At 60.1% G+C, this 19,284-nt stretch carries 16 protein-coding genes; 10 read left to right on the top strand and 6 right to left on the bottom strand.

Annotated elements, in window-relative coordinates:
- The first annotated feature begins 45 nt into the window (after positions 1-45).
- Together putA and AC2FD8_RS05955 are read left to right on the top strand one after the other, a co-directional pair.
- A complete protein-coding gene (gene putA, locus AC2FD8_RS05960) occupies positions 46-3,444 on the top strand; it encodes a bifunctional proline dehydrogenase/L-glutamate gamma-semialdehyde dehydrogenase PutA (protein WP_496854510.1) in 3,399 nt (1,132 codons plus the stop codon).
- Positions 3,445-3,486: 42 nt separating this feature from the next.
- Positions 3,487-4,230, top strand: coding sequence for a rhomboid family intramembrane serine protease (locus tag AC2FD8_RS05955; RefSeq protein ID WP_496854509.1), 744 nt, complete (start codon positions 3,487-3,489; stop codon positions 4,228-4,230).
- A 6-nt stretch (positions 4,231-4,236) separates the two neighbouring features.
- On the opposite strand, the gene AC2FD8_RS05950 is transcribed toward AC2FD8_RS05955, so the two are convergent.
- Together AC2FD8_RS05950 and AC2FD8_RS05945 are read right to left on the bottom strand one after the other, a co-directional pair.
- Entirely contained in the window at positions 4,237-5,022 is a 786-nt protein-coding gene (locus tag AC2FD8_RS05950) for an inositol monophosphatase family protein (protein WP_496854508.1), read from the bottom strand.
- 98 nt (positions 5,023-5,120) lie between these two features.
- The gene (locus AC2FD8_RS05945; protein ID WP_496854507.1) at positions 5,121-6,026 is read right to left on the bottom strand and encodes a LysR family transcriptional regulator; all 906 of its coding nucleotides are present in this window, start codon (positions 6,024-6,026) and stop codon (positions 5,121-5,123) included.
- Positions 6,027-6,120: 94 nt separating this feature from the next.
- On the opposite strand from AC2FD8_RS05945, the gene metF reads away from it, so the two are divergent.
- Together metF and AC2FD8_RS05935 are read left to right on the top strand one after the other, a co-directional pair.
- Complete coding sequence (gene metF / locus AC2FD8_RS05940) at positions 6,121-6,987, top strand: methylenetetrahydrofolate reductase [NAD(P)H] (protein ID WP_496854506.1); 867 nt, start codon at positions 6,121-6,123, stop codon at positions 6,985-6,987.
- 185 nt (positions 6,988-7,172) lie between these two features.
- Complete coding sequence (locus tag AC2FD8_RS05935; RefSeq protein ID WP_496854505.1) at positions 7,173-7,835, top strand: J domain-containing protein; 663 nt, start codon at positions 7,173-7,175, stop codon at positions 7,833-7,835.
- Between the two features lie 70 nt (positions 7,836-7,905).
- On the opposite strand, the gene AC2FD8_RS05930 is transcribed toward AC2FD8_RS05935, so the two are convergent.
- Positions 7,906-8,424 carry a YHS domain-containing (seleno)protein gene (locus AC2FD8_RS05930; protein WP_496854504.1) on the bottom strand — a complete coding sequence of 173 codons (519 nt, stop codon included), beginning with the start codon at positions 8,422-8,424 and terminating at the stop codon, positions 7,906-7,908.
- Positions 8,425-8,652: 228 nt separating this feature from the next.
- Between AC2FD8_RS05930 and yghU the strand changes: the two genes are divergently transcribed.
- Positions 8,653-9,531 carry a glutathione-dependent disulfide-bond oxidoreductase gene (yghU, locus tag AC2FD8_RS05925; RefSeq protein WP_496854503.1) on the top strand — a complete coding sequence of 293 codons (879 nt, stop codon included), beginning with the start codon at positions 8,653-8,655 and terminating at the stop codon, positions 9,529-9,531.
- Positions 9,532-9,571: 40 nt separating this feature from the next.
- On the opposite strand, the gene AC2FD8_RS05920 is transcribed toward yghU, so the two are convergent.
- Both AC2FD8_RS05920 and AC2FD8_RS05915 read right to left on the bottom strand, forming a co-directional pair.
- Positions 9,572-10,360 (bottom strand): SseB family protein, encoded by a 789-nt coding sequence (locus AC2FD8_RS05920; protein WP_496854502.1) that lies wholly within the window; start codon positions 10,358-10,360, stop codon positions 9,572-9,574.
- A complete protein-coding gene (locus AC2FD8_RS05915; protein WP_496854501.1) occupies positions 10,353-10,940 on the bottom strand; it encodes a uracil-DNA glycosylase family protein in 588 nt (195 codons plus the stop codon). Before AC2FD8_RS05915 ends, AC2FD8_RS05920 begins: the two co-directional genes overlap by 8 nt.
- A 237-nt stretch (positions 10,941-11,177) precedes the next feature.
- On the opposite strand from AC2FD8_RS05915, the gene AC2FD8_RS05910 reads away from it, so the two are divergent.
- Genes AC2FD8_RS05910 through AC2FD8_RS05895 form a run of 4 tightly spaced genes read left to right on the top strand, consistent with a single transcriptional unit; the run spans position 11,178 to position 15,734 of the window.
- Positions 11,178-11,837: an ABC transporter ATP-binding protein gene (locus AC2FD8_RS05910; RefSeq protein WP_496854500.1), complete on the top strand. Its 660-nt coding sequence runs from the start codon at positions 11,178-11,180 to the stop codon at positions 11,835-11,837.
- The gene (locus tag AC2FD8_RS05905) at positions 11,815-13,383 is read left to right on the top strand and encodes a KpsE/RkpR family capsule polysaccharide export protein (RefSeq protein ID WP_496854499.1); all 1,569 of its coding nucleotides are present in this window, start codon (positions 11,815-11,817) and stop codon (positions 13,381-13,383) included. The genes AC2FD8_RS05910 and AC2FD8_RS05905 overlap by 23 nt, the downstream gene beginning before the upstream one ends.
- 5 nt (positions 13,384-13,388) lie before the next feature.
- Positions 13,389-14,222, top strand: coding sequence for a 3-deoxy-8-phosphooctulonate synthase (gene kdsA / locus AC2FD8_RS05900; protein WP_496854498.1), 834 nt, complete (start codon positions 13,389-13,391; stop codon positions 14,220-14,222).
- A gap of 15 nt (positions 14,223-14,237) precedes the next feature.
- Positions 14,238-15,734: a phosphomannomutase/phosphoglucomutase gene (locus AC2FD8_RS05895; protein WP_496854497.1), complete on the top strand. Its 1,497-nt coding sequence runs from the start codon at positions 14,238-14,240 to the stop codon at positions 15,732-15,734.
- A gap of 28 nt (positions 15,735-15,762) precedes the next feature.
- Here AC2FD8_RS05895 and AC2FD8_RS05890 read toward each other — a convergent pair whose 3' ends face one another.
- Positions 15,763-17,709, bottom strand: coding sequence for an AsmA family protein (locus AC2FD8_RS05890; protein WP_496854496.1), 1,947 nt, complete (start codon positions 17,707-17,709; stop codon positions 15,763-15,765).
- A gap of 98 nt (positions 17,710-17,807) precedes the next feature.
- Between AC2FD8_RS05890 and rimO the strand changes: the two genes are divergently transcribed.
- On the top strand, positions 17,808-19,196 hold the full coding sequence (gene rimO, locus AC2FD8_RS05885) for a 30S ribosomal protein S12 methylthiotransferase RimO (protein ID WP_496854495.1): 1,389 nt from the start codon (positions 17,808-17,810) through the stop codon (positions 19,194-19,196).
- Positions 19,197-19,284: the final 88 nt, after the last annotated feature.

The following is a 19,284-nucleotide window of genomic DNA, read 5'->3' as shown; positions in this document are numbered from 1 at the left end:
TCCCGGTAAAATGCGCATATACTGACAAGAACGCCCGGAGGAACCATGTCTCACAGCCTGCGCACATCCATCGACACCCACACCTACGCCGATCAATCGACCGTTCTACAGGCGCTGACCGACCAGGCTGCCCTGTCCGAGGCGGACCGTCGCGCCATCAGCGACGCAGCCGCCCAGTTGGTCCGCGATATCCGATCCAGCACCTCGCCCGGCATGATGGAGGTGTTTCTGGCCGAATACGGCCTGTCTACTGACGAAGGCGTCGCGCTGATGTGTCTGGCCGAAGCGCTGCTGCGGGTGCCTGATGCGGATACGATTGATGCGCTGATAGAAGACAAGATCGCGCCTTCGGATTGGGGTAAACACTTGGGACAGTCCTCATCCTCGCTGGTCAATGCCTCAACCTGGGCCTTGATGCTGACCGGTAAGGTACTGGATGAGGGCAAGGCCTCGCCCGTCGGTGCCCTGCGCGGGGCGATCAAGCGTCTGGGTGAGCCGGTCATCCGCACCGCTGTTGGACGCGCGATGAAGGAAATGGGGCGTCAGTTCGTTCTGGGAGAGACGATTCAATCGGCCATGGAGCGTGCGCGCAGCACAGAGGCCAAAGGCTACACCTACTCCTACGACATGCTGGGCGAAGCGGCCCGGACCGACGCCGATGCCGCCCGCTATCACCTGTCCTATTCACGCGCCATCGCCGCCATTGCCGAGGCGTGTACCCATGACGACATCCGGGCCAACCCCGGCATCTCGGTCAAGCTGTCCGCCCTGCATCCGCGCTATGAACTGGCGCAGGAGGCGCGGGTCATGGATGAGCTTGTCCCCCGCCTGCGCGCGCTGGCACTGCTGGCCAAAGCTGCAGGTATGGGTCTGAACGTGGATGCCGAGGAAGCCGACCGGCTGTCCCTTTCCCTGCAAGTGATCGAAGAGGTCATGGCCGAGCCTGCTTTGGCCGGTTGGGATGGGTTCGGCATCGTCGTGCAAGCTTACGGCCCGCGCGCCGGGCTGGTTCTGGATACGCTCTACGATATGGCCCAGCGCCATGATCGCAGGCTGATGGTCCGGCTGGTCAAAGGCGCCTATTGGGATACCGAGGTCAAGCGCGCGCAAGTCGAAGGCGTTGAGGGATTCCCGGTCTTCACCCATAAGGCCGCGACCGATGTCTCGTATATCGCGAACGCCCGCAAGCTGTTGGGCATGACCGACCGGATCTATCCGCAATTTGCGACACACAACGCGCATACCGTCAGCGCGATCCTGCATATGGCCGAGGGGCAGCCGTTCGAGTTCCAGCGCCTGCATGGGATGGGCGAAACGCTGCACGGGCTGGTTCTGGACACCCACAAAACCCGCTGTCGCATCTACGCGCCGGTTGGGGCGCATCGCGATTTGCTGGCCTATCTGGTCCGGCGTCTGTTGGAGAACGGCGCGAACTCGTCCTTCGTGAACCAGATCGTGGATGAGGACGTGCCGCCGGAAGAGGTCGCCATTGATCCGTTCACTGCGATTGGAACACCGCCCCCACCCCTGCCCACCGGGCCAGAGCTGTTTCAGCCCGAGCGCCCGAATTCCAAGGGCTTTGATCTGCACCACACGCCGACCCTCGACCGGATTGAGGCCGCACGCGACCCGTTTCGGGCTGTTAAATGGCGCGCGGGGCCTTTGCTGTCCGAGAATGCGAAACCCATGCCCGAGGAACAGGTGGCCAACCCCGCCCACCCTCAGGACGTACCCGGTACCGTTGCCGCGACCAGTGCTGCGGATGTGGAACTGGCTCTGGCCTCGGCCAGCCCGTGGCAAGCCCCGGCAGAGCAACGCAGCAAAACCCTGAACGCGGCTGCCGATCTGTACGAGGCCCATTTCGGCGAATTGTTCGCCCTGTTGGCACGCGAGGCTGGGAAATCCCCGCCCGATGCGGTTGCCGAGCTGCGCGAAGCGGTCGATTTCCTGCGTTACTACGCTGCCAACATTCCCGATACCGAACCCGCCGGGACTTTCACCTGTATCAGCCCGTGGAACTTCCCTCTGGCGATTTTCACCGGGCAGATATCTGCGGCTCTGGCGACCGGTAACGCCGTCCTTGCCAAGCCCGCACCGCAGACACCTCTGATCGCGCACCGGGCGGTGCAGTTGCTGCATGAGGCCGGAGTACCCCGCGATGCATTGCAACTGCTGCCCGGCGGGCCAGAGGTTGGGGCCGCGCTGACCTCGGATGCGCGCGTCTCGGGCGTGGCGTTCACCGGGTCGACGGCGACGGCGTTGAAAATCCGCTCGGCCATGGCACAGAACATGCGACCCGGCACACCTCTGATCGCTGAGACAGGTGGTTTGAACGCGATGATCGTGGACAGCACGGCGCTGCCGGAACAGGCGGTGCAATCCATTATCGAAAGCGCGTTTCAATCCGCTGGCCAGCGCTGCTCGGCCCTGCGCTGTTTGTACCTGCAAGAGGACATCGCCGAGGATGTGCTGACCATGCTCAAAGGCGCGATGGACGCGTTGCAGGTCGGTGATCCGTGGCTGATCTCAACCGATTGCGGGCCGGTCATTGATGAGGCCGCGCGTCAGGGGATCGCAGATCACGTCGCGAAAGCCCGTGCAGAAGGGCGCGTTCAGAAAGAACTCAACACGCCGCCCGAAGGGACATTCATTGCCCCCACCCTGATCGAAATCGGCAGCATCGCCGATCTTGAGCGTGAAATATTCGGCCCGGTTTTGCATGTCGCCCGGTTCAAAGCGCAAGAGATCGATGCGGTGATCGCCGATATCAACGCCACTGGCTACGGGCTGACCTTCGGCCTGCACACCCGCATCGACGACCGTGTCCAGCATGTGACCGAGGCGATCCATGCGGGCAATGTCTATGTCAACCGCAACCAGATCGGCGCCATCGTGGGATCTCAGCCCTTCGGGGGCGAGGGGCTTTCGGGCACTGGCCCCAAGGCGGGTGGACCGAACTACATGGCCCGGTTCTGCGCGCCGGATCGTCAGTGCACCTCAGAGACATGGCAAGCAACTGCGGATTTGCCCGCGCCGAAAGGGCAGTCCGCACCGGTTCGCACCCAAACCCTGCCCGGCCCAACGGGGGAATCAAACCGGCTGTCTGAATTTGCGCGGCCTCCGCTGTTGTGCCTTGGTCCCGGCGAAACCGCCGCGCGCGCTCAGGCGGACGCGGTTCTGGCCTTGGGGGGCACGGCGATAGAGGCGACGGGCATGCTCGACTTGCATCGCCTGGAAAACCTGGCCGACTTCGCGGGCGTGCTGTGGTGGGGAGACGAGGAAACCGCCCGTCAGATCGAACAGCATCTGGCGCGGCGCGACGGGCCAATCCTGCCCCTGATCCCCGGCCTGCCGGATCGCACGCGAGTGCTGGCGGAACGCCATGTCTGTGTCGACACAACGGCGGCGGGCGGCAATGCGGCACTGTTGGGTGGTGCGGCATAACCTGACCTTGACGCTGGGCGCAGAAACGCCCAGCGTCGCGCCATGTTTCCGATCCGAGATCACAACCCCTCGGGGCGCACGCCCTATGTTGTCTACGCCCTGATGGCGGCGAATATCCTGATCTTCGTCAGCTATGTCGGGATCATGGACAACCCACGGGTGCTACAGCAGTTCTATTTCGACTATGCGATCATTCCCGCACGCAGCGCCGAGGGGCTGGCGCCCGAGACCTTCGTGACCTCGATGTTCCTGCATGGCGGCTGGATGCATCTGGCGGGCAACATGCTGTTTCTGTGGATATTCGGCGACAATCTGGAAGACGAAATGGGCCACCTGCCCTTTCTGCTGTTCTACTTTGTCGCCGGGATCGGAGCAGGGCTGATCCATGTGATCACCGCACCCGACTCGGTGGTGCCCACAATCGGGGCCTCCGGGGCGATTGCGGGCGCGATGGGCGGGTACCTGTTGCTATTCCCCAAAGCCCGAGTGGATATTCTGCTGATCCTGATCGTCTATTTTAGGGTCTTTACCGTCCCGGCCTTCGTTATGCTGGGGGTTTGGCTGGCCCTGCAGTTTTTCGGCAGCATTTCCAGCAATCCCGACGAAGGCGGCGTTGCCTATTGGGCCCATACCGGTGGGTTCATTGTCGGGCTGGTTGTTTGTATCCCGATCTGGCTGAAACGCGGAGGGCCCGCGTACTGGAATCGCACGCACGGCCACCCACCTCATCCCGAGACGAAATACAGGCTGTCGCAATCGCGGATCCCGCGCGTGCCGCGCAGATAATGGCGTTTAGCCCCGGATTACCTTGGCAAAGCTGTCAAAGATTGGCTCGTTGGCACAGATGACCTCACCATCTTCCAGAATGCTGCCTTCAGGGTTCAAGGGCTGAATCAGACCACCGGCCTCTTTCACGATGATGATTCCGGCGGCCAAGTCCCAAGCGTTCAGGCGGCGCTCCCAAAAACCCTCGTAACGACCAGCCGCCACATAAGCCATGTCGAGCGCGGCTGCGCCCCAGCGGCGCACGCCGGCACATGCGGGCATCAGGCGCGCCAGATCCTGCAGCGTGGCAGGCAGGTCCGAGCGGCCACCGAAGGGCAAACCGGTCGAGAAAACAGACTCGATCATGCGGTGACGGCCCGAGACACGGATGCGCATATCGTTCATCCACGCGCCCTCGCCTTTTTCGGCAAAGAACATCTCGTCCTTGGCGGCGTCGTAGATCACACCGGCGACGATCTTGCCCTTATGCTCCAGCGCGATCGAGATCGCCCAGTGCGGCAACCCGTGCAGGAAGTTGGTGGTACCGTCCAGCGGATCTACGATCCAGCGGCGGGTTGGGTCCTCACCGTCAATCGCGCCGCCCTCTTCGGCCAGCCAGCCATAGGTCGGGCGCGCGCCCAGCAGTTCCTCTTTCAGGATCGCCTCGGCGGCGATATCGGCCTTGGACACGAAGTCGCCCGCACCCTTCATCGACACCTGCAGGTTCTCGACTTCACGGAAATCCTTGACCAGAGACCGCCCCGCCTTGCGCGCGGCTTTGATCATGATGTTGAGATTTGCACTGCCAACCATTGTGAAAAGGCTCCTGTCCGGTCAAACCGCGCGTATACTGATGCAATGCGCCCTTGCCAAGAGGAATGATGCGCATAGCAGACCCAAGCGAAACGCCGTTACTGCGCCTGCAACTTCCGCGCCTCGTCCCGCGCCAGTTCGACCAGTTCCTGCACAAAGGGTTTTTCCAGATCCTCAGTGCGGACAGCGGCATAGAGACGACGGGTGATCCCCTCTTTCGTCAGCGGGCGGGTGACATAGTCCGAGTTGTATTTGACCTCACGCACGACCCAATCCGGCAGGACAGAAATCCCCCGGTTGGAGGCCACAAGCAACAGGATCACGGCGGTCAGTTCGACCTGCCGGATGCTGGCCGGTTCAACCCGCGCCGGGATCAGCAACTGGCTGAACACGTCCAATCGCGTACGCTCGACCGGATAGGTGATCAGGGTCTGACCGCGAAAATCCTCGGCCTCGATGAAGTCTTTCCCGGCCAGAGGATGCGAAGATGCAGCGACAAACACCGGGTTGTAATCGAACAACTCTACAAACTCGACACCCGGCAGGTCTTCGGGGTCGGAGGATACCACCAGATCAACCTCTTCCTTCTGCAAGGCGGGCAGCGCGTCAAACGCCAAACCGGGGCGAATATCCACGTCGACATCGCCCCAGGATTTCCGAAAGGACTCCAACACCGGAAACAGCCATTCGAAACAGGCGTGGCATTCGATCGCGATATGCATCCGTCCCGTGCGGCCGTCACGCAGGGATGAGAACTCATGCTGCGCGGCCTCGACCTGAGGCAGAATCTGTTCGGCAAGCCGTAACAGCCGCAGCCCCGCCGCCGACAGCTTCATCGGTTTCGACCGACGCAGGAACAATTCGACCCCGGCCTGATCCTCCAACCCTTTGATCTGGTGGCTCAGCGCCGATTGGGTGATGTTCAGCTGATCCGCCGCACGCGCAAGGCCACCACAGTCGTGGATCGCCTTGATGGTGCGCAGGTGCCGGAATTCGATATGCATTTGAAGTAGGACTCATGTTGTTCTTGAAGAATATGAGTTTGTCTCACAATGTGCGGCGTGCGACAAGAGCCTCAATTGATCCTGAGAGGCTGCTATGACCCAACCTGAAATCTCATTCGAGTTTTTTCCACCCAAAACGTTGGAGGCCTCATTCCGGCTGTGGGATACGGTGCAGACGCTGGCCCCTCTGGAGCCCCGGTTCGTTTCGGTCACCTATGGCGCAGGCGGCACGACGCGTGAATTGACACGCGATGCCGTGGCGACCTTGCACAATTCATCGGGCCTGCCGGTTGCGGCGCATTTGACCTGTGTGGATGCTTCGCGTCAGGAAACGCTGGATATAGCAGACACCTTCGCCCGCGCCGGTGTAAAGAACATCGTCGCATTGCGGGGCGATCCGCCTAAGGGTCAGGACAGGTTTGTCCCTCACCCCGAAGGTTTTGCCAACTCGGTCGAATTGATCGAGGCGTTGGCCGAGACCCGGAAGTTCAACATTCGCGTTGGCGCCTATCCCGACATTCACCCCGAAGCACGTGATACGCGGGCCGATATCGACTGGCTCAAGGCCAAGCTGGATGCGGGCGCCGATGAGGCCCTGACGCAGTTTTTCTTCGAAGCCGAGACCTTCTTCCGGTTCCGTGATGCCTGTGCCAAAGCCGGGATCGACAAGCCGATCGTGCCGGGCATCCTGCCGATCGAAAACTGGAAAGGCGCGCGCGCCTTTGCCCAGCGTTGCGGCACACGGGTACCTGACTGGGTCGATCAAGCCTTTGAAAAAGCCCTGCGCGATGACCGCGAGGATCTGCTGGCCACGGCCCTGTGCACTGAGCTGTGTTCGGATCTGCTGGAGGGCGGTGTGGACAAGCTGCACTTCTACACCCTGAACCGGCCCGAACTGACCCGCGACGTGTGTTTCGCCCTTGGAATCACGCCAAAGGCTGAACTGCAGAACGTCGCCTGATCCCTTTTCGGCATCTACAACATGCCCGCGCCATCCCGAAGCGCGGGCATTTTTCTTTGCCAGCGGGACAATGCCTCGACGGCCAGACTATTGTCCCCTGCAACTACTTCAATCTTGAGAAGAATTTGACAAAATCGTGACCATACTCAAACTGGTCCCGTGTACGTTAATGAGTGTTTTTGAGTATGAAACCTGTCGATAAGATCGCAGCGCGAAACAGCGCGCTGGCAGACCTTGGGCTGTCGCCCTCTGCCAGTTCCGACGAAATCCGCGAGGCTTGGCGCAAAATTGCCTTCCGGGCGCATCCCGACCACATGCCGGGGGATTGCGGGGATTTCTCGCGCGCCAAGACTGCCTATGACTATCTGCGCAAACAGGGGCTGGGCGCAAAAAGCGCATCGGGGCCGCAGATGCCGAAACGGCCCCGTCTCAAAAAGCGCGTGATCGAGTTGCCGCCCGAAGACATCGCCATCTGCAAATCGATGCTAAACCCGACGCAAGCGTTGCCGCATTTGACGGATGCGGCTATGGCTCGGGACGCAGATGTCGAAACGGCCGCATCAGACCATGTACCCGATGCCGTCGGTTGTTATGGCCGCCACCTGACCTTTTTCGTGGCCACGCCGGTTACCGAAGGGGCGAACCGTATCGCGCTTCCAACCTCGGTGCTGAGCAACAGACGGCATGCCGAAACCGAGATTCTGAGTTTCAAGTCCAACAACACCGGCCCGGGTGAGGTGGTGATTCCTGACACCATTTGCGAACGCAAGTTTCCGGGGGCCAAAAGTGTCCGTATCCGGTTCGAAGCCGATCAGCACATGATCGATGAATTCTGGCTGGCTGGATAGTCAGTCAGAAAAAAGCCCGGCTCCGTGGGGGGAGCCGGGCTTGATTTAATTCACCATATTGTTTGCGCGGTCAGTTGCTGACCGGACCTTCCGAGGTGAATTTCGGGATCACGCTGGTAGACGCGTCCGTGCTTTCGATACCGGGCCAGTTGCCTTCGGCCAGGTTGATGTTGCCGGGGATATCCTCTTCGAAGAAGCCTACAACAACGTCGGTGATGTTCAGGTACAGCTTGTCATCGACGATGCGCCACAGGTTCGGGTTTGCCGGAACCTTACCGCCCTTGGAGACGCCATAGGCGCAGTGCCCGTCGTACTGAGGGGCGTAGTAGGCCGGGTTCTCAAGGAACTTGTCGCGGTTCTCTTCCGATGCAAAGGCCCAGGTTGCGCCGTTGTATTCCGCCGTGATGTCGGCATTGCCACGCACACCCTTGGGCTGCGAGGTTCCTACCGGTGCCTGATCAAGGCCGCGATATGCAACGACATCGTAGCCAGAGACCGCAAATCCGGTTCCGTCGACATACTGGGGGCCTGCAAAGGCTGGAAATGCAAAAGCCATGGCCGCAGCAAAAGTCAGGGCAAAACGTTTCATGTGGTCATTCCTTTTCATGTTTCGGGGGTGCCGTTTGGCTGACACCACTGACAATAGGCGATTCTGAGACGCTTCGCAGGCCCGCTCGCGCCGGTGTGACCTTCAACGGGATTTCGTGAGAGAATTATTACAGTTTCCCGCACCAAGCGGGGTTGGACTCGGGGAATTGCAACATTAGCTGTTAGCGCATCGGCTTTGCAGCCCTGCGATTGGCAAGAAAGGCATCAGATGAGCGATCAATCCACTTACACTCCCCCAAAGGTCTGGACATGGGACAGCGAAAGCGGCGGACGTTTCGCCAACATCAACCGCCCCATCGCCGGAGCGACCCACGACAAGGACCTGCCCATTGGCCGTCACCCCATGCAACTGTATTCGCTGGCAACGCCCAATGGCGTCAAAGTGACCGTCATGCTCGAAGAACTTCTGGCACTGGGTCATGAAGAGGCCGAGTACAATGCGTGGCTGATCAATATCGGCGAAGGGGATCAGTTCAGTTCGGGCTTTGTCGAGGCGAACCCGAACTCGAAAATCCCGGCATTGTGGGATCGGTCGGGCGACAAACCGGTGCGTGTGTTCGAAAGCGCCTCGATCCTGTTCCATCTCGCTGAAAAATTCGGAGCGTTCCTGCCCGCGTCGGGCCCTGAGCGGACCGAAGTCATGAATTGGGTGTTCTGGCAGATGGGCAGCGCGCCGTATCTGGGCGGTGGGTTCGGCCATTTCTACGCCTATGCGCCCGAGAAATGGGAATACCCGATCGACCGCTTTGCTATGGAGGCCAAGCGCCAGCTGGATGTGCTGGACCGTCAACTGGCCGAAAACACCTATATCGCAGGCGAGGACTACTCGATCGCGGATATGGCGATCTGGCCGTGGTACGGGCAACTGGTTCTGGGACGTCTTTATGATGCAGCCGAGTTCCTGGATGTCTCGTCCTATGAGAACGTGATGCGTTGGACCAAAGCGATTGACGCACGTCGGGCCGTACAGCGGGGCCGCATGGTCAACCGACCGTTTGGTGAACCGCACACGCAGCTGCATGAACGCCACGAAGCAAGCGATTTCGAAACCCGCACACAGGACAAGCTGGAAGCGGCGGCGGACTAAACAGTTTCGGCGCGGTGCTGGAAACTGTACCGCGCCGCTTCTACCTCAGGATCGGCGGGGTCTCGGGATCGCTGCCGGGCGCAGGTCGGGTCAGGTCGCGGGCTTCGGGTTGCGGCAGGTCGAACCGCAAACCAACCTTCGCCAAAGACGCGGCAGCGGGGGCGTCGGGCGCAAAAAACCCGACATCCATCGCTCCGGCTTCGATCCCCGAAAAGGTCAGCGCCTCGGACGCGGCCTTGGCCAGCGCCGATTGCGCCCCGTCAACCGCCCCGACAAAACCCAGCAAGTGACCTGAAGCCCCGGTTTCGGATTTGGTGCCAACCAGATAAGCCGCCTGCGCCAGACCAACCGCAGTTGAAAGCTTTGTATCCAAGGCACTCAACAGGGCTTCCGGCAAGCCGGTCGGAGGCAAAAACTCGGCCAGTTTCTCTTCGATCTCGGCGGGCGCATGGTTCAGCGTTGTCGCCAGCCAGCCCAGCGCCTCGGACGGGATCAGCATCGAGGATGGCGCGACCTCGAGGTTCAGGCCCAGCCCGATCCCCTGCCCCGCCAGCATCGACGACAGGATACGCCCCGAAAGCGCGGCGTAGGGTACGGGTCGTCCGGCAAACTGCGCCAGCCGGTCCTCGCGATCAAAGGCCAGAACAAAGCGTCCATCGGCCACATCGAACAGCTCGGGCGAGATATTCTCGCCCTGTGCCTCTTCGGTCAGCATCAGGAACAGCTCACTGTCGGCCAGCCGCTCAAAAAAGCGGAGCCGCGCAGCATCGTCCTGCGGCGTGGCCTCCATCGCGGTATGCGCTGCGTCAAGCGCCGTTGTTTCAGTCATTCAGAACCTCTTGCACCCGTGCCCGCAAGGCCGGCAGCAGGTCGGTCTCGAACCACGGGTTTTTCTTGATCCATGCCGTATTGCGCCAGGACGGATGAGGCAAGGCAAAGATGTGCGGTGCGTGGTCCCGCCAGTTGCGCACCGTCTCGGTGACCGAACTGCGCACCCCAAGATGGTACTTATGCGCGTGCCCCCCGACCAACACTGTCAAAGGGACCGGCCCAAGCGCCTCAACGACCCGGTCATGCCAGGTTTTGCGACACAAAGCGGGCGGCGGAAGATCCGCCTTGCGGTCATCATATCCGGGAAAGCAAAAGGCCATCGGAACAATCGACAGACGATCGCGATTGTAGAACACCCCTTCGTCGATTCCCAACCAATCGCGCAGACGGTCCCCAGACGGGTCCGTGAATGGCCGCCCCGATTCATGAACCCGCGCGCCCGGAGCCTGTCCCGCAACCAGAATCGGAGCGCCCGCGCGGAACCATACGACAGGGCGCGGCGCATGCTGCGTCGCGGTTTGCGCAAACTCATCCGCACATAGCCGACAGGCCGAGATTTCATTTTGCAGATCGCTCATAACCGCTGTCTTGCCCCGAATTCGTGAGTATCAGGGGAAGATAGCCACCGTTCAACACGTCGCCAAAACATCTTTTCGTGTTGATGCTTGCCATGATGTGATCTGCAGTTTGTGAAGGTGCATTGAACATTTGTTTCATAATTCGACATAATGTAGCCAACATGAAACGGTAGGCTTCGCATCCGAACGCCCACCGAAAAGAGCGATCAAACCAAGGGATTGAGCAGCAGGCCAAGCATGCTTGAGTTCGAGAATGTCAGTAAATCCTTCTGGACGGGGACGCGCCGCAAGGTGATCCTCGACCGGGCTTCGTTCCGCGTCGAACTCGGAACTTCGTTGGGTATTCTGGCACCGAACGGGACGGGAAAAACCACACTGATCAACATGATGGCGGGTTTGGAAAAGCCCGACGAAGGCGTCATCCGGCGCGAGTGCAAGGTATCCTTCCCGATGGGGTTTACCGGTGGCGTCTCCTCGAAGATGTCCGCTTTGGAAAATGCCCGCTATATCGCCAATATCTACGGTATGGACCCCGACTACGTCGAATCCTACTGTAGCTGGCTGTGTGGTCTTGGAGAGTATTTCAATCAGCCTCTGGCCACCTATTCGTCGGGTATGAAAGGCAGATTCACCTTTGCGCTGATGTTGGCGCTGGACTTTGACATGTACCTGATTGATGAGGGGATGCCCGCGTCCACGGATGTGGAATTCAACCACAAGGCCGGCGCCATCCTGCAGGAAAGGCTGCGCACAACGACACTGGTCATCGTATCGCACAGCCCCGCGACGCTGGAGAAATTCGTAAAACAGGCGGCCGTTCTGATGGACGGTCAGCTGCGCATGTTTGAAACCTTGGAAGAGGCAAAGCAGTTATATGACTACGAAACCCAAGGTTAGAAAATACAACTGGCGACACAGGGCGCAATCGGGCACCTCGCCCGAGGCCCGCTCGGACGCGATGGCGCGCATCCGCAGCGCCACACAGGCCGCTTCAGACGAAAAGCAGCCCGGAACCGAGCTGGACGATATCAAGCGCGAAGGCCTGACCGGTCGGCAATTGCGCATCGCCCGGCGTCTGGCCAGCAAACACGGGCTGGCGGCGACCTCGGACTATGACGCAGTGCGCCTGCTGCGCAAAAAAGGCATTGATCCATTCCGGCGCAGCAATCTGCTGGAGCTGGCCTCGACCAATGCTTCGGCGAAAACGGAAAGTGACGAAACGGCCCCTGTCCAGCTGCCGCAACCGGTGAGAGAGGCCCCTCAGACCCTGCCCGGACCCGAGATGAGCCCGGCCGAACGGCGCGACCGTGAAATTGGTCAGATCCAGAAGGACATCGCGCTGCGCCGAAAGAAGAAACTGGCGGCGCTGTTCGCGCGGCTCGCGGTGTTCGTCTTTCTGCCTACATTTGTGGTCGGCTACTATTTCTACCGGATTGCAACGCCGATGTACGCCAGCGATTCGGCTTATTCGATTCTGCAGGCCGATGGTGGCGGCGGAGCGATTGGCGGATTGCTGAGCGGGACCCAATTCGCAACCGCGCAGGATTCGGTTTCTACTCAGGAATTTCTGGAATCCAAGGATGCTCTGGAACGTCTGGAGACAGACATCGGCTTTTCCCATATCTTCAAACAGGAATGGATCGACCCAATCCAGAGGCTGCCGGAAGACGCAAGTTTGGAAGATACTTACAAGCTCTTCAGGCGGATGGTGACCATAGGCTACGACCCAAGCGACGGGATCGTACGAATGGAAGTTGCCGCACCCGAGCCTGACACTGCCGTCGAACTGTCCCAACTTCTGATCTCCTACGCGGAAGAGAGAATCAACAGCCTGTCCGGTCTCAAGCGCGAGGATCAGATGCGCGATGCGCGGGAAGGGTTCGAGGCGGCCCAAGCCGAGCGGCGCAACGCACAGGAAGCACTGATCGAATTGCAGCTTCAGGGTGCCTTGCTGGACCCTGAAAACGTCATCGCGGGTCTGCGTGGTCGGATCAATGAGATCGAGGTCGCCATTCAGGACAAAGAGCTTGAACTGGCCGCCCTACAGGACAACCTGCGTCCCAATCAGGCCAAGGTGGATGGGGTCAAAGCTGATATCGCCCGGCTGGACGTTGTCCTGGCAGAGTTGAACGCCAAGATGCTGGACGCGTCGGCAGGCGAAAACTCGCTGGCGCGTTTGAGCGTCCGAATTCAGATGGCGCAGGCCGATCTGGCGGCGCGTGACATGATGCTGCAAACGGCAATGCAGCAAATGGAAACCACGCGGTCCGAGGCGAACCGCAAAGTGCGTTACTTGACGGTGTCGGTGAACCCCGTCGAAGCACAGGACCCGGCTTATCCAAGGAAGTTTGAAAATACGATTTTGGCTTTCCTGTTGTTTGCTGGTATCTACCTGATGATCTCGCTTACCGCGTCGGTCCTTCGTGAACAGGTATCCTCGTAAGACACATGAAACATGTAAAAATCTCCGATCTGACGGTCGGCAATGACCTTCCTCTGACCATCATCGCCGGCCCTTGCCAGCTTGAGTCAGCCGACCATGCCCAGATGATTGCAGGCGCCATGAAAGAAGCCTGCGACGCCGCTGGGGCGCAGTATGTATTCAAGGCGTCTTATGACAAGGCGAACCGCACCTCATTGTCGGGCAAACGCGGCATGGGGATTGATGCGGGGCTTAAGGTTCTGGATGACATCCGCCGCACCATGGGCATTCCGGTGCTGACCGATGTCCACACCGAAGCCCAATGCGCTATCGCGGCCGAGGCCGTCGATATTCTGCAGATCCCCGCTTTTCTGTGCCGCCAGACCGATATGCTATTAGCGGCAGGAACTACAGGCAAGGCTGTAAACGTCAAAAAAGGCCAGTTTCTCGCCCCTTGGGAAATGGGCAACATCGTCGACAAGGTCGAGAGCACCGGGAACCAGAATATTCTGTTGACGGAGCGCGGAACCTCGTTCGGGTACAACACTCTGGTGGCCGACATGCGTGGCCTGCCGCAAATGGCAAAGACAGGTTATCCGGTTGTGATGGACGCAACGCATTCGGTGCAACAGCCGGGTGGCAAGGGTGGGTCCTCGGGTGGGCAGCGCGAATTTGCGCCGGTGATGGCCCGCGCCGCCGTATCGCTGGGGATCGGTGCGGTGTTCATTGAAACCCACCAGGACCCGGACACAGCACCGTCTGATGGCCCCAACATGATCCCGCTGGATCAGATGCCTCATCTTGTTGACACATTGATGCGCTTCGATGCGCTGGCCAAAGCGAACCCGATTCAGATTTAACGATTGAGACCAGTTATGACCAAACCTATTCCCGAGGTGACCCCAAACACCTGGAGCTTTCTGCGCGACCCGATGATCAAACCCACCGGGTTCCGCGAATATGATGCGCGCTGGAAATACCCGGATGAGATCAACCTGCCGGGCATGACCGCGCTTGGGCTGGGCATTGGTACTCAGATGCACAAACGCGGCATCGCGCCGGTCATTGCAGTTGGCAATGACTATCGCGACTATTCTCTGGCCATCAAGAACGCGCTGATCCTTGGCCTGATGCAGGCGGGTATTCAGGTAAAGGACATCGGCCCTGCCCTCAGCCCAATGGCCTATTTCGCGCAATTCCATCTGGATGTTCCGGCGGTGGCGATGGTCACCGCCAGCCACAACCCCAACGGCTGGACCGGGGTCAAGATGGGCTTTGACCGCCCGCTGACCCACGGCCCGGACGAGATGTCCGAGCTGCGCGATATCGTGCTGAATGGCGAGACAGTAGCGCGCGAGGGCGGCTCTTACGAATTCGTCGACGGCGTGAAAGAGGCCTATATCGACGATCTGGTCGGCGATTTCAAAATGTCCCGCCCGCTCAAGGTCGTCTGCGCCACGGGCAACGGCACCGCCTCGGCCTTTGCGCCCGAAATCTTTGAGCGGATCGGTGTTGAGGTCGTGCCAAGCCACACCGAACTCGACTACACGTTCCCGAACTACAATCCGAACCCCGAAGCCATGGAGATGTTGCATGACATGGCCGACGCAGTGACATCCAGCGGTGCCGATCTGGCGCTGGGATTTGACGGTGACGGCGATCGCTGCGGTGTGGTCGATGACGAGGGCGAAGAGATTTTTGCCGACAAGGTCGGTGTCATCATGGCGCGCGATCTGGCCAAGCTGCATCCCGGCGCAACCTTCGTGGCCGACGTGAAATCCACGGGCCTGTTTGCCAGCGACCCAGAATTGCAGGCCCTCGGCGTCAAGGCAGATTACTGGAAAACCGGCCACAGCCATATGAAACGCCGGGTCAAAGAGATCGGGGCCCTCGCAGGGTTTGAGAAGTCAGGCCACTACTTCCTCGCCGAACCTGTTGGTCGCGGATATGACTGCGGGATGCGCGTTGCGGTGGAAATCTGCAAACTGATGGACCGCAACCCGGATCAACGCATGTCTGACCTGCGCAAAGCTCTGCCCAAAACATGGTCCACTCCGACAATGTCGCCCTACGCAGCCGATACCGAGAAATACGATATCCTGCAGCGCCTCGTGGACAAGCTGGTTGCCAAGGCCGACGCGGGTGAAAGTCTCGCCGGCCGCGCCATCAAAGAGGTCGTTACCGTCAACGGCGCGCGCGTCATTCTGGACAATGGAAGTTGGGGTCTGGTGCGGGCCTCATCGAACACCCCCAATCTGGTGGTTGTCTGCGAAAGCAGCGAAAGCGAAGCAGAGATGCGGGCGATCTTTGCCGATATCGACGCTGTGATCCGGACCGAGTCCGGCGTCGGCGACTACGACCAGACGATCTAAAGGAATGGGGCGCCGATGCGCGCCCCGATCAATCCCCTCCGAACAGCTTGAGCAAGCCTTTCTTGGCCTCTTCCTCTAGCTTATCCTTCAACGCATCTTCGATCTGATCGGTGTCTGTGATACTCGTGTCCAGCTCTGATCCGACCTTTTCCAGAACCTTGGTTTTGGCGTCGTTCTCCAGATCTTTCAGCTTTCCTTCTGCCGCCGCCTCGATGACCTTTGTCAGGTCCGGGCGGATCGAAGGGTCGCTCCACGGGCCGACGATGCGCACAGGCACGGCGATCCCTTCGCCTGAGTTTGCGCGCAGGGCAACCGGCGTGAACAGATAATCGATATCGCGCGCGCCGACCCCGACACGCCCCGCGCCATCCGCCCTGAAATTATCCAGCGACATAAGCAGGTCGTTGTTCGTCAGATTGCCGCCATCCATCGTGAAACTGGCCGTCAGGCTGTTGAACACCGTGGTCCCTCCGGACCCTTCGCCGCGGCCCATCAGCCGATTCAGATCGAAGCCGGAGATCACTCCTTTCCCAACGGCAATATCGCCCTTGCCGGACAGTGACCGCATGATCGCATCTTCGGTCTGCCCCACGCCCAGAAACTCCAGCGAGGCCGAGGCCGTACCTGTCAGCCGTTCTATGCCTCCGAGCGTTGACAGCGCCTGTTTCACGTCGATTCCTTCGGCTTTGAAATTTCCACCGACGGACAGGCCGTTGCGATTGTTGGCTACCACCTGACCGTTCAACTGACCGGAAAACAGGGTCGCTGGTTGCATTTTCAGAACTGCACGCGATCGGTCGAGGTTGAGCGTCAGGTCGCTTTGCCCAAGGGTCATGTCCGGCACCGCGATGGAGGTTGCCGTCAGTCGAATCGACCCATTCGCCAAGCCCAGCGCCGACGCGTCGATGGGTGTCGTCGACCAGCCGTCGCTGGCAGAAGCCCCTCCACCACTGGAACCCGTCTCGACAGTGTCTGCGAAGGTCGAAAAATCCAGATCGCCAGCCCTCAACCGGGCGGTGATCTGCGGAGGGTCTGAAATCACGATATCGGCCTCGCCATCAAACCGGTTGTGATCCAGCACGGCGGTCATGTTCCGCAAAGCGATGCGACCGTCCCGCGTATAGGTCATCTGTCCCGATACATCCGCCACGCGCCCCAATCCATTGGGCACCGCCACGCCTGCCTGCCCGAAGGCGGCCAGCATAGCGTCTGTACTACTGGTCTTGACCTCGGTTTTACCGTCCATCTCTCCTTCGATGGTGACGCGCCCGTTGAACGTGATCCGCCCGCCCGGCGCTGTCATCGACAGCTCCAACGGTGCCGCAGTACCCGAGGCAAAACCGGGCAGGTCAGGTAGTGTCAGACCCACCTGAACGGTACCACCGGGAACGGCCATATTGGCCTCCATGATCATCGGGGCCGTGATATCCGGCCATTGCGCCGAAAGGTTAACATCCCGGAAATTCCACTTGGTCGCGCCGTTTTCGATGAAGATCAGGCGCGCATTGCTCAGCTCTAGCTGGTCGAGCGTGATCGGTTGCGTAGCCTGAGGCGCGGGCGCTGTTCCTGCGCCAGTACTGGGTGCAGCGCTGGGTGCCGTCAGTTCCCAGTTGCCGCGCCCGTTGGCATATTCCAACCGCAGAACAGGGCTGTCAGCAAAGACCCGCTTGATCCGGATGTCGCCCGCCCAAAGTGCCGCCGCATCCACACCGAAAGACAGGCTTTCGGCACTCAGCATCGGCTCGGACCCCGCCCAATCAGCGTTACCAAAGGTGACTGGCCCGGTTTCAAGGCCAAGAACCGGCCAGAATGAGATTGAAACATCGCCCGAGAAGGTCAGGTCTCGCCCCGTTTCCGCCTTGACCTGTTCGGCCAGAAGATCGCCCAGCTTGTCACCGGGCATCAACAAAAGCGCGCCCACGACAAGGCCCACAACGGCCACCAAGATGAACAAGATACGTATCAGCCATTTCATCGAACTGCTCTCCGCCTTTTTTTGGCTTGTGTTTGGGGTATCATTCAAACCCATGGTCGCATTTGCAAGGGGAACCAATCCAAACTATACGCGGCCGCATGAGTAGCAATCCGCCAAACCTCCGCCCCGACCTTGCCCCGTCTGCCCGGATCACCGACACGCCGCGTTCAGGCCAGCCGACCATCGGCATGGTCTCATTGGGCTGCCCCAAAGCGCTTGTCGACAGCGAACGCATCCTGACCCGGCTGCGCGCCGAAGGGTACGGCATTTCGCCTGATTATTCCGGGGCTGATGCCGTGATTGTGAACACTTGCGGGTTTCTGGACAGTGCCAAGGCCGAATCTCTGGACGCCATCGGCGAGGCTCTGGTCGAAAACGGCAAGGTCATCGTGACCGGCTGTCTGGGGGCCGAGCCGGACTATATCCGGGAACACCACCCGCGCATCATGGCGGTCACCGGCCCGCATCAATATGAGCAGGTTTTAGATGCCGTGCATGTGGCGGTGCCGCCTGATCCGGACCCGTTCGTGGACCTGCTGCCTGCCAGCTCGGTGCAACTGACACCGCGGCACTATAGCTATCTCAAGATTTCCGAGGGCTGTAACCATAAGTGCAAGTTCTGCATCATCCCCGACATGCGCGGCAAACTCGCCAGCCGTCCGGCCCATGCGGTGCTGCGCGAGGCCGAGAAACTGGTCGACAATGGCGTGCGCGAGTTGCTGGTGATCAGTCAGGATACTTCGGCCTATGGGTTGGACCGGAAATACGATGTGAACCCGTGGAAAGATCGCGAGGTGCGCAGCCACATCACCGATCTGGCGCGCGAGTTGGGGCAGCTCGACGCCTGGGTCAGGCTGCACTATGTCTACCCCTACCCGCATGTGCGTGAGTTGATCCCGCTGATGGCGGATGCAGGCTGCAATGTGTTGCCCTATCTGGACATCCCCTTTCAGCACGCCCACCCGGATGTCCTGAAGCGCATGGCCCGTCCGGCGGCAGCCGCCAAAACACTGGATGAGATCAAAGCCTGGCGCGAGATCTGCCCGGACATCACTCTGCGCTCGACCTTCATTGTTGGCTATCCGGGCGAGACCGACGCCGAATTCCAGACCCTGCTGGATTGGATGGACGAGGCGCAATTGGATCGCGTCGGCTGTTTTCAGTACGAAAACGTCGACGGCGCGCGCTCGAACGATCTGCCCGATCATGTGGCCCCCGAGGTCAAGCAGGACCGATGGGACCGTTTCATGGAAAAGGCACAGGCGATCTCCGAGGCCAAACTGGCCGCCAAAGTCGGTCAGACCCTTCAGGTCATCGTGGATGAGGTCGACGACGAGGCCGCGACCTGCCGAACCAAGGCCGACGCGCCCGAGATTGACGGCAACCTGTTCATTGATGAGGGGTTCGAAACCCTCAACCCCGGAGACCTCGTGACGGTCGCAGTCGATGAAGCCGGTGAATATGACTTGTGGGGCAAACGGGTTTGATCACCCCCAACCCTATGATCTGAAAGCTACAAAACAGGTAGGGCAAGCGTGAGCCGAGTTTATTGGCGCTTGCCCACCATAGCCGCGA

The organism is Ruegeria sp. YTSC192, assembly GCF_059609705.1.
This window is presented reverse-complemented; position numbering and strand designations above follow the sequence as displayed.

Excerpts from the sequence above, each read along its gene's own strand:
- AC2FD8_RS05920 (WP_496854502.1), bottom strand. The coding sequence starts at position 10,360 with ATGACTGAAACAACGGCGCTTGACGCAGCGCATACCGCGATGGAGGCC.
- AC2FD8_RS05915 (WP_496854501.1), bottom strand. The coding sequence starts at position 10,940 with ATGAGCGATCTGCAAAATGAAATCTCGGCCTGTCGGCTATGTGCGGAT.
- AC2FD8_RS05910 (WP_496854500.1), top strand. The coding sequence starts at position 11,178 with ATGCTTGAGTTCGAGAATGTCAGTAAATCCTTCTGGACGGGGACGCGC.
- AC2FD8_RS05930 (WP_496854504.1), bottom strand. The coding sequence starts at position 8,424 with ATGAAACGTTTTGCCCTGACTTTTGCTGCGGCCATGGCTTTTGCATTT.
- AC2FD8_RS05905 (WP_496854499.1), top strand. The coding sequence starts at position 11,815 with ATGACTACGAAACCCAAGGTTAGAAAATACAACTGGCGACACAGGGCG.
- putA (WP_496854510.1), top strand. The coding sequence starts at position 46 with ATGTCTCACAGCCTGCGCACATCCATCGACACCCACACCTACGCCGAT.
- rimO (WP_496854495.1), top strand. The coding sequence starts at position 17,808 with ATGAGTAGCAATCCGCCAAACCTCCGCCCCGACCTTGCCCCGTCTGCC.
- AC2FD8_RS05955 (WP_496854509.1), top strand. The coding sequence starts at position 3,487 with ATGTTTCCGATCCGAGATCACAACCCCTCGGGGCGCACGCCCTATGTT.
- kdsA (WP_496854498.1), top strand. The coding sequence starts at position 13,389 with ATGAAACATGTAAAAATCTCCGATCTGACGGTCGGCAATGACCTTCCT.
- AC2FD8_RS05890 (WP_496854496.1), bottom strand. The coding sequence starts at position 17,709 with ATGAAATGGCTGATACGTATCTTGTTCATCTTGGTGGCCGTTGTGGGC.
- metF (WP_496854506.1), top strand. The coding sequence starts at position 6,121 with ATGACCCAACCTGAAATCTCATTCGAGTTTTTTCCACCCAAAACGTTG.
- yghU (WP_496854503.1), top strand. The coding sequence starts at position 8,653 with ATGAGCGATCAATCCACTTACACTCCCCCAAAGGTCTGGACATGGGAC.
- AC2FD8_RS05950 (WP_496854508.1), bottom strand. The coding sequence starts at position 5,022 with ATGGTTGGCAGTGCAAATCTCAACATCATGATCAAAGCCGCGCGCAAG.
- AC2FD8_RS05945 (WP_496854507.1), bottom strand. The coding sequence starts at position 6,026 with ATGCATATCGAATTCCGGCACCTGCGCACCATCAAGGCGATCCACGAC.
- AC2FD8_RS05935 (WP_496854505.1), top strand. The coding sequence starts at position 7,173 with ATGAAACCTGTCGATAAGATCGCAGCGCGAAACAGCGCGCTGGCAGAC.
- AC2FD8_RS05895 (WP_496854497.1), top strand. The coding sequence starts at position 14,238 with ATGACCAAACCTATTCCCGAGGTGACCCCAAACACCTGGAGCTTTCTG.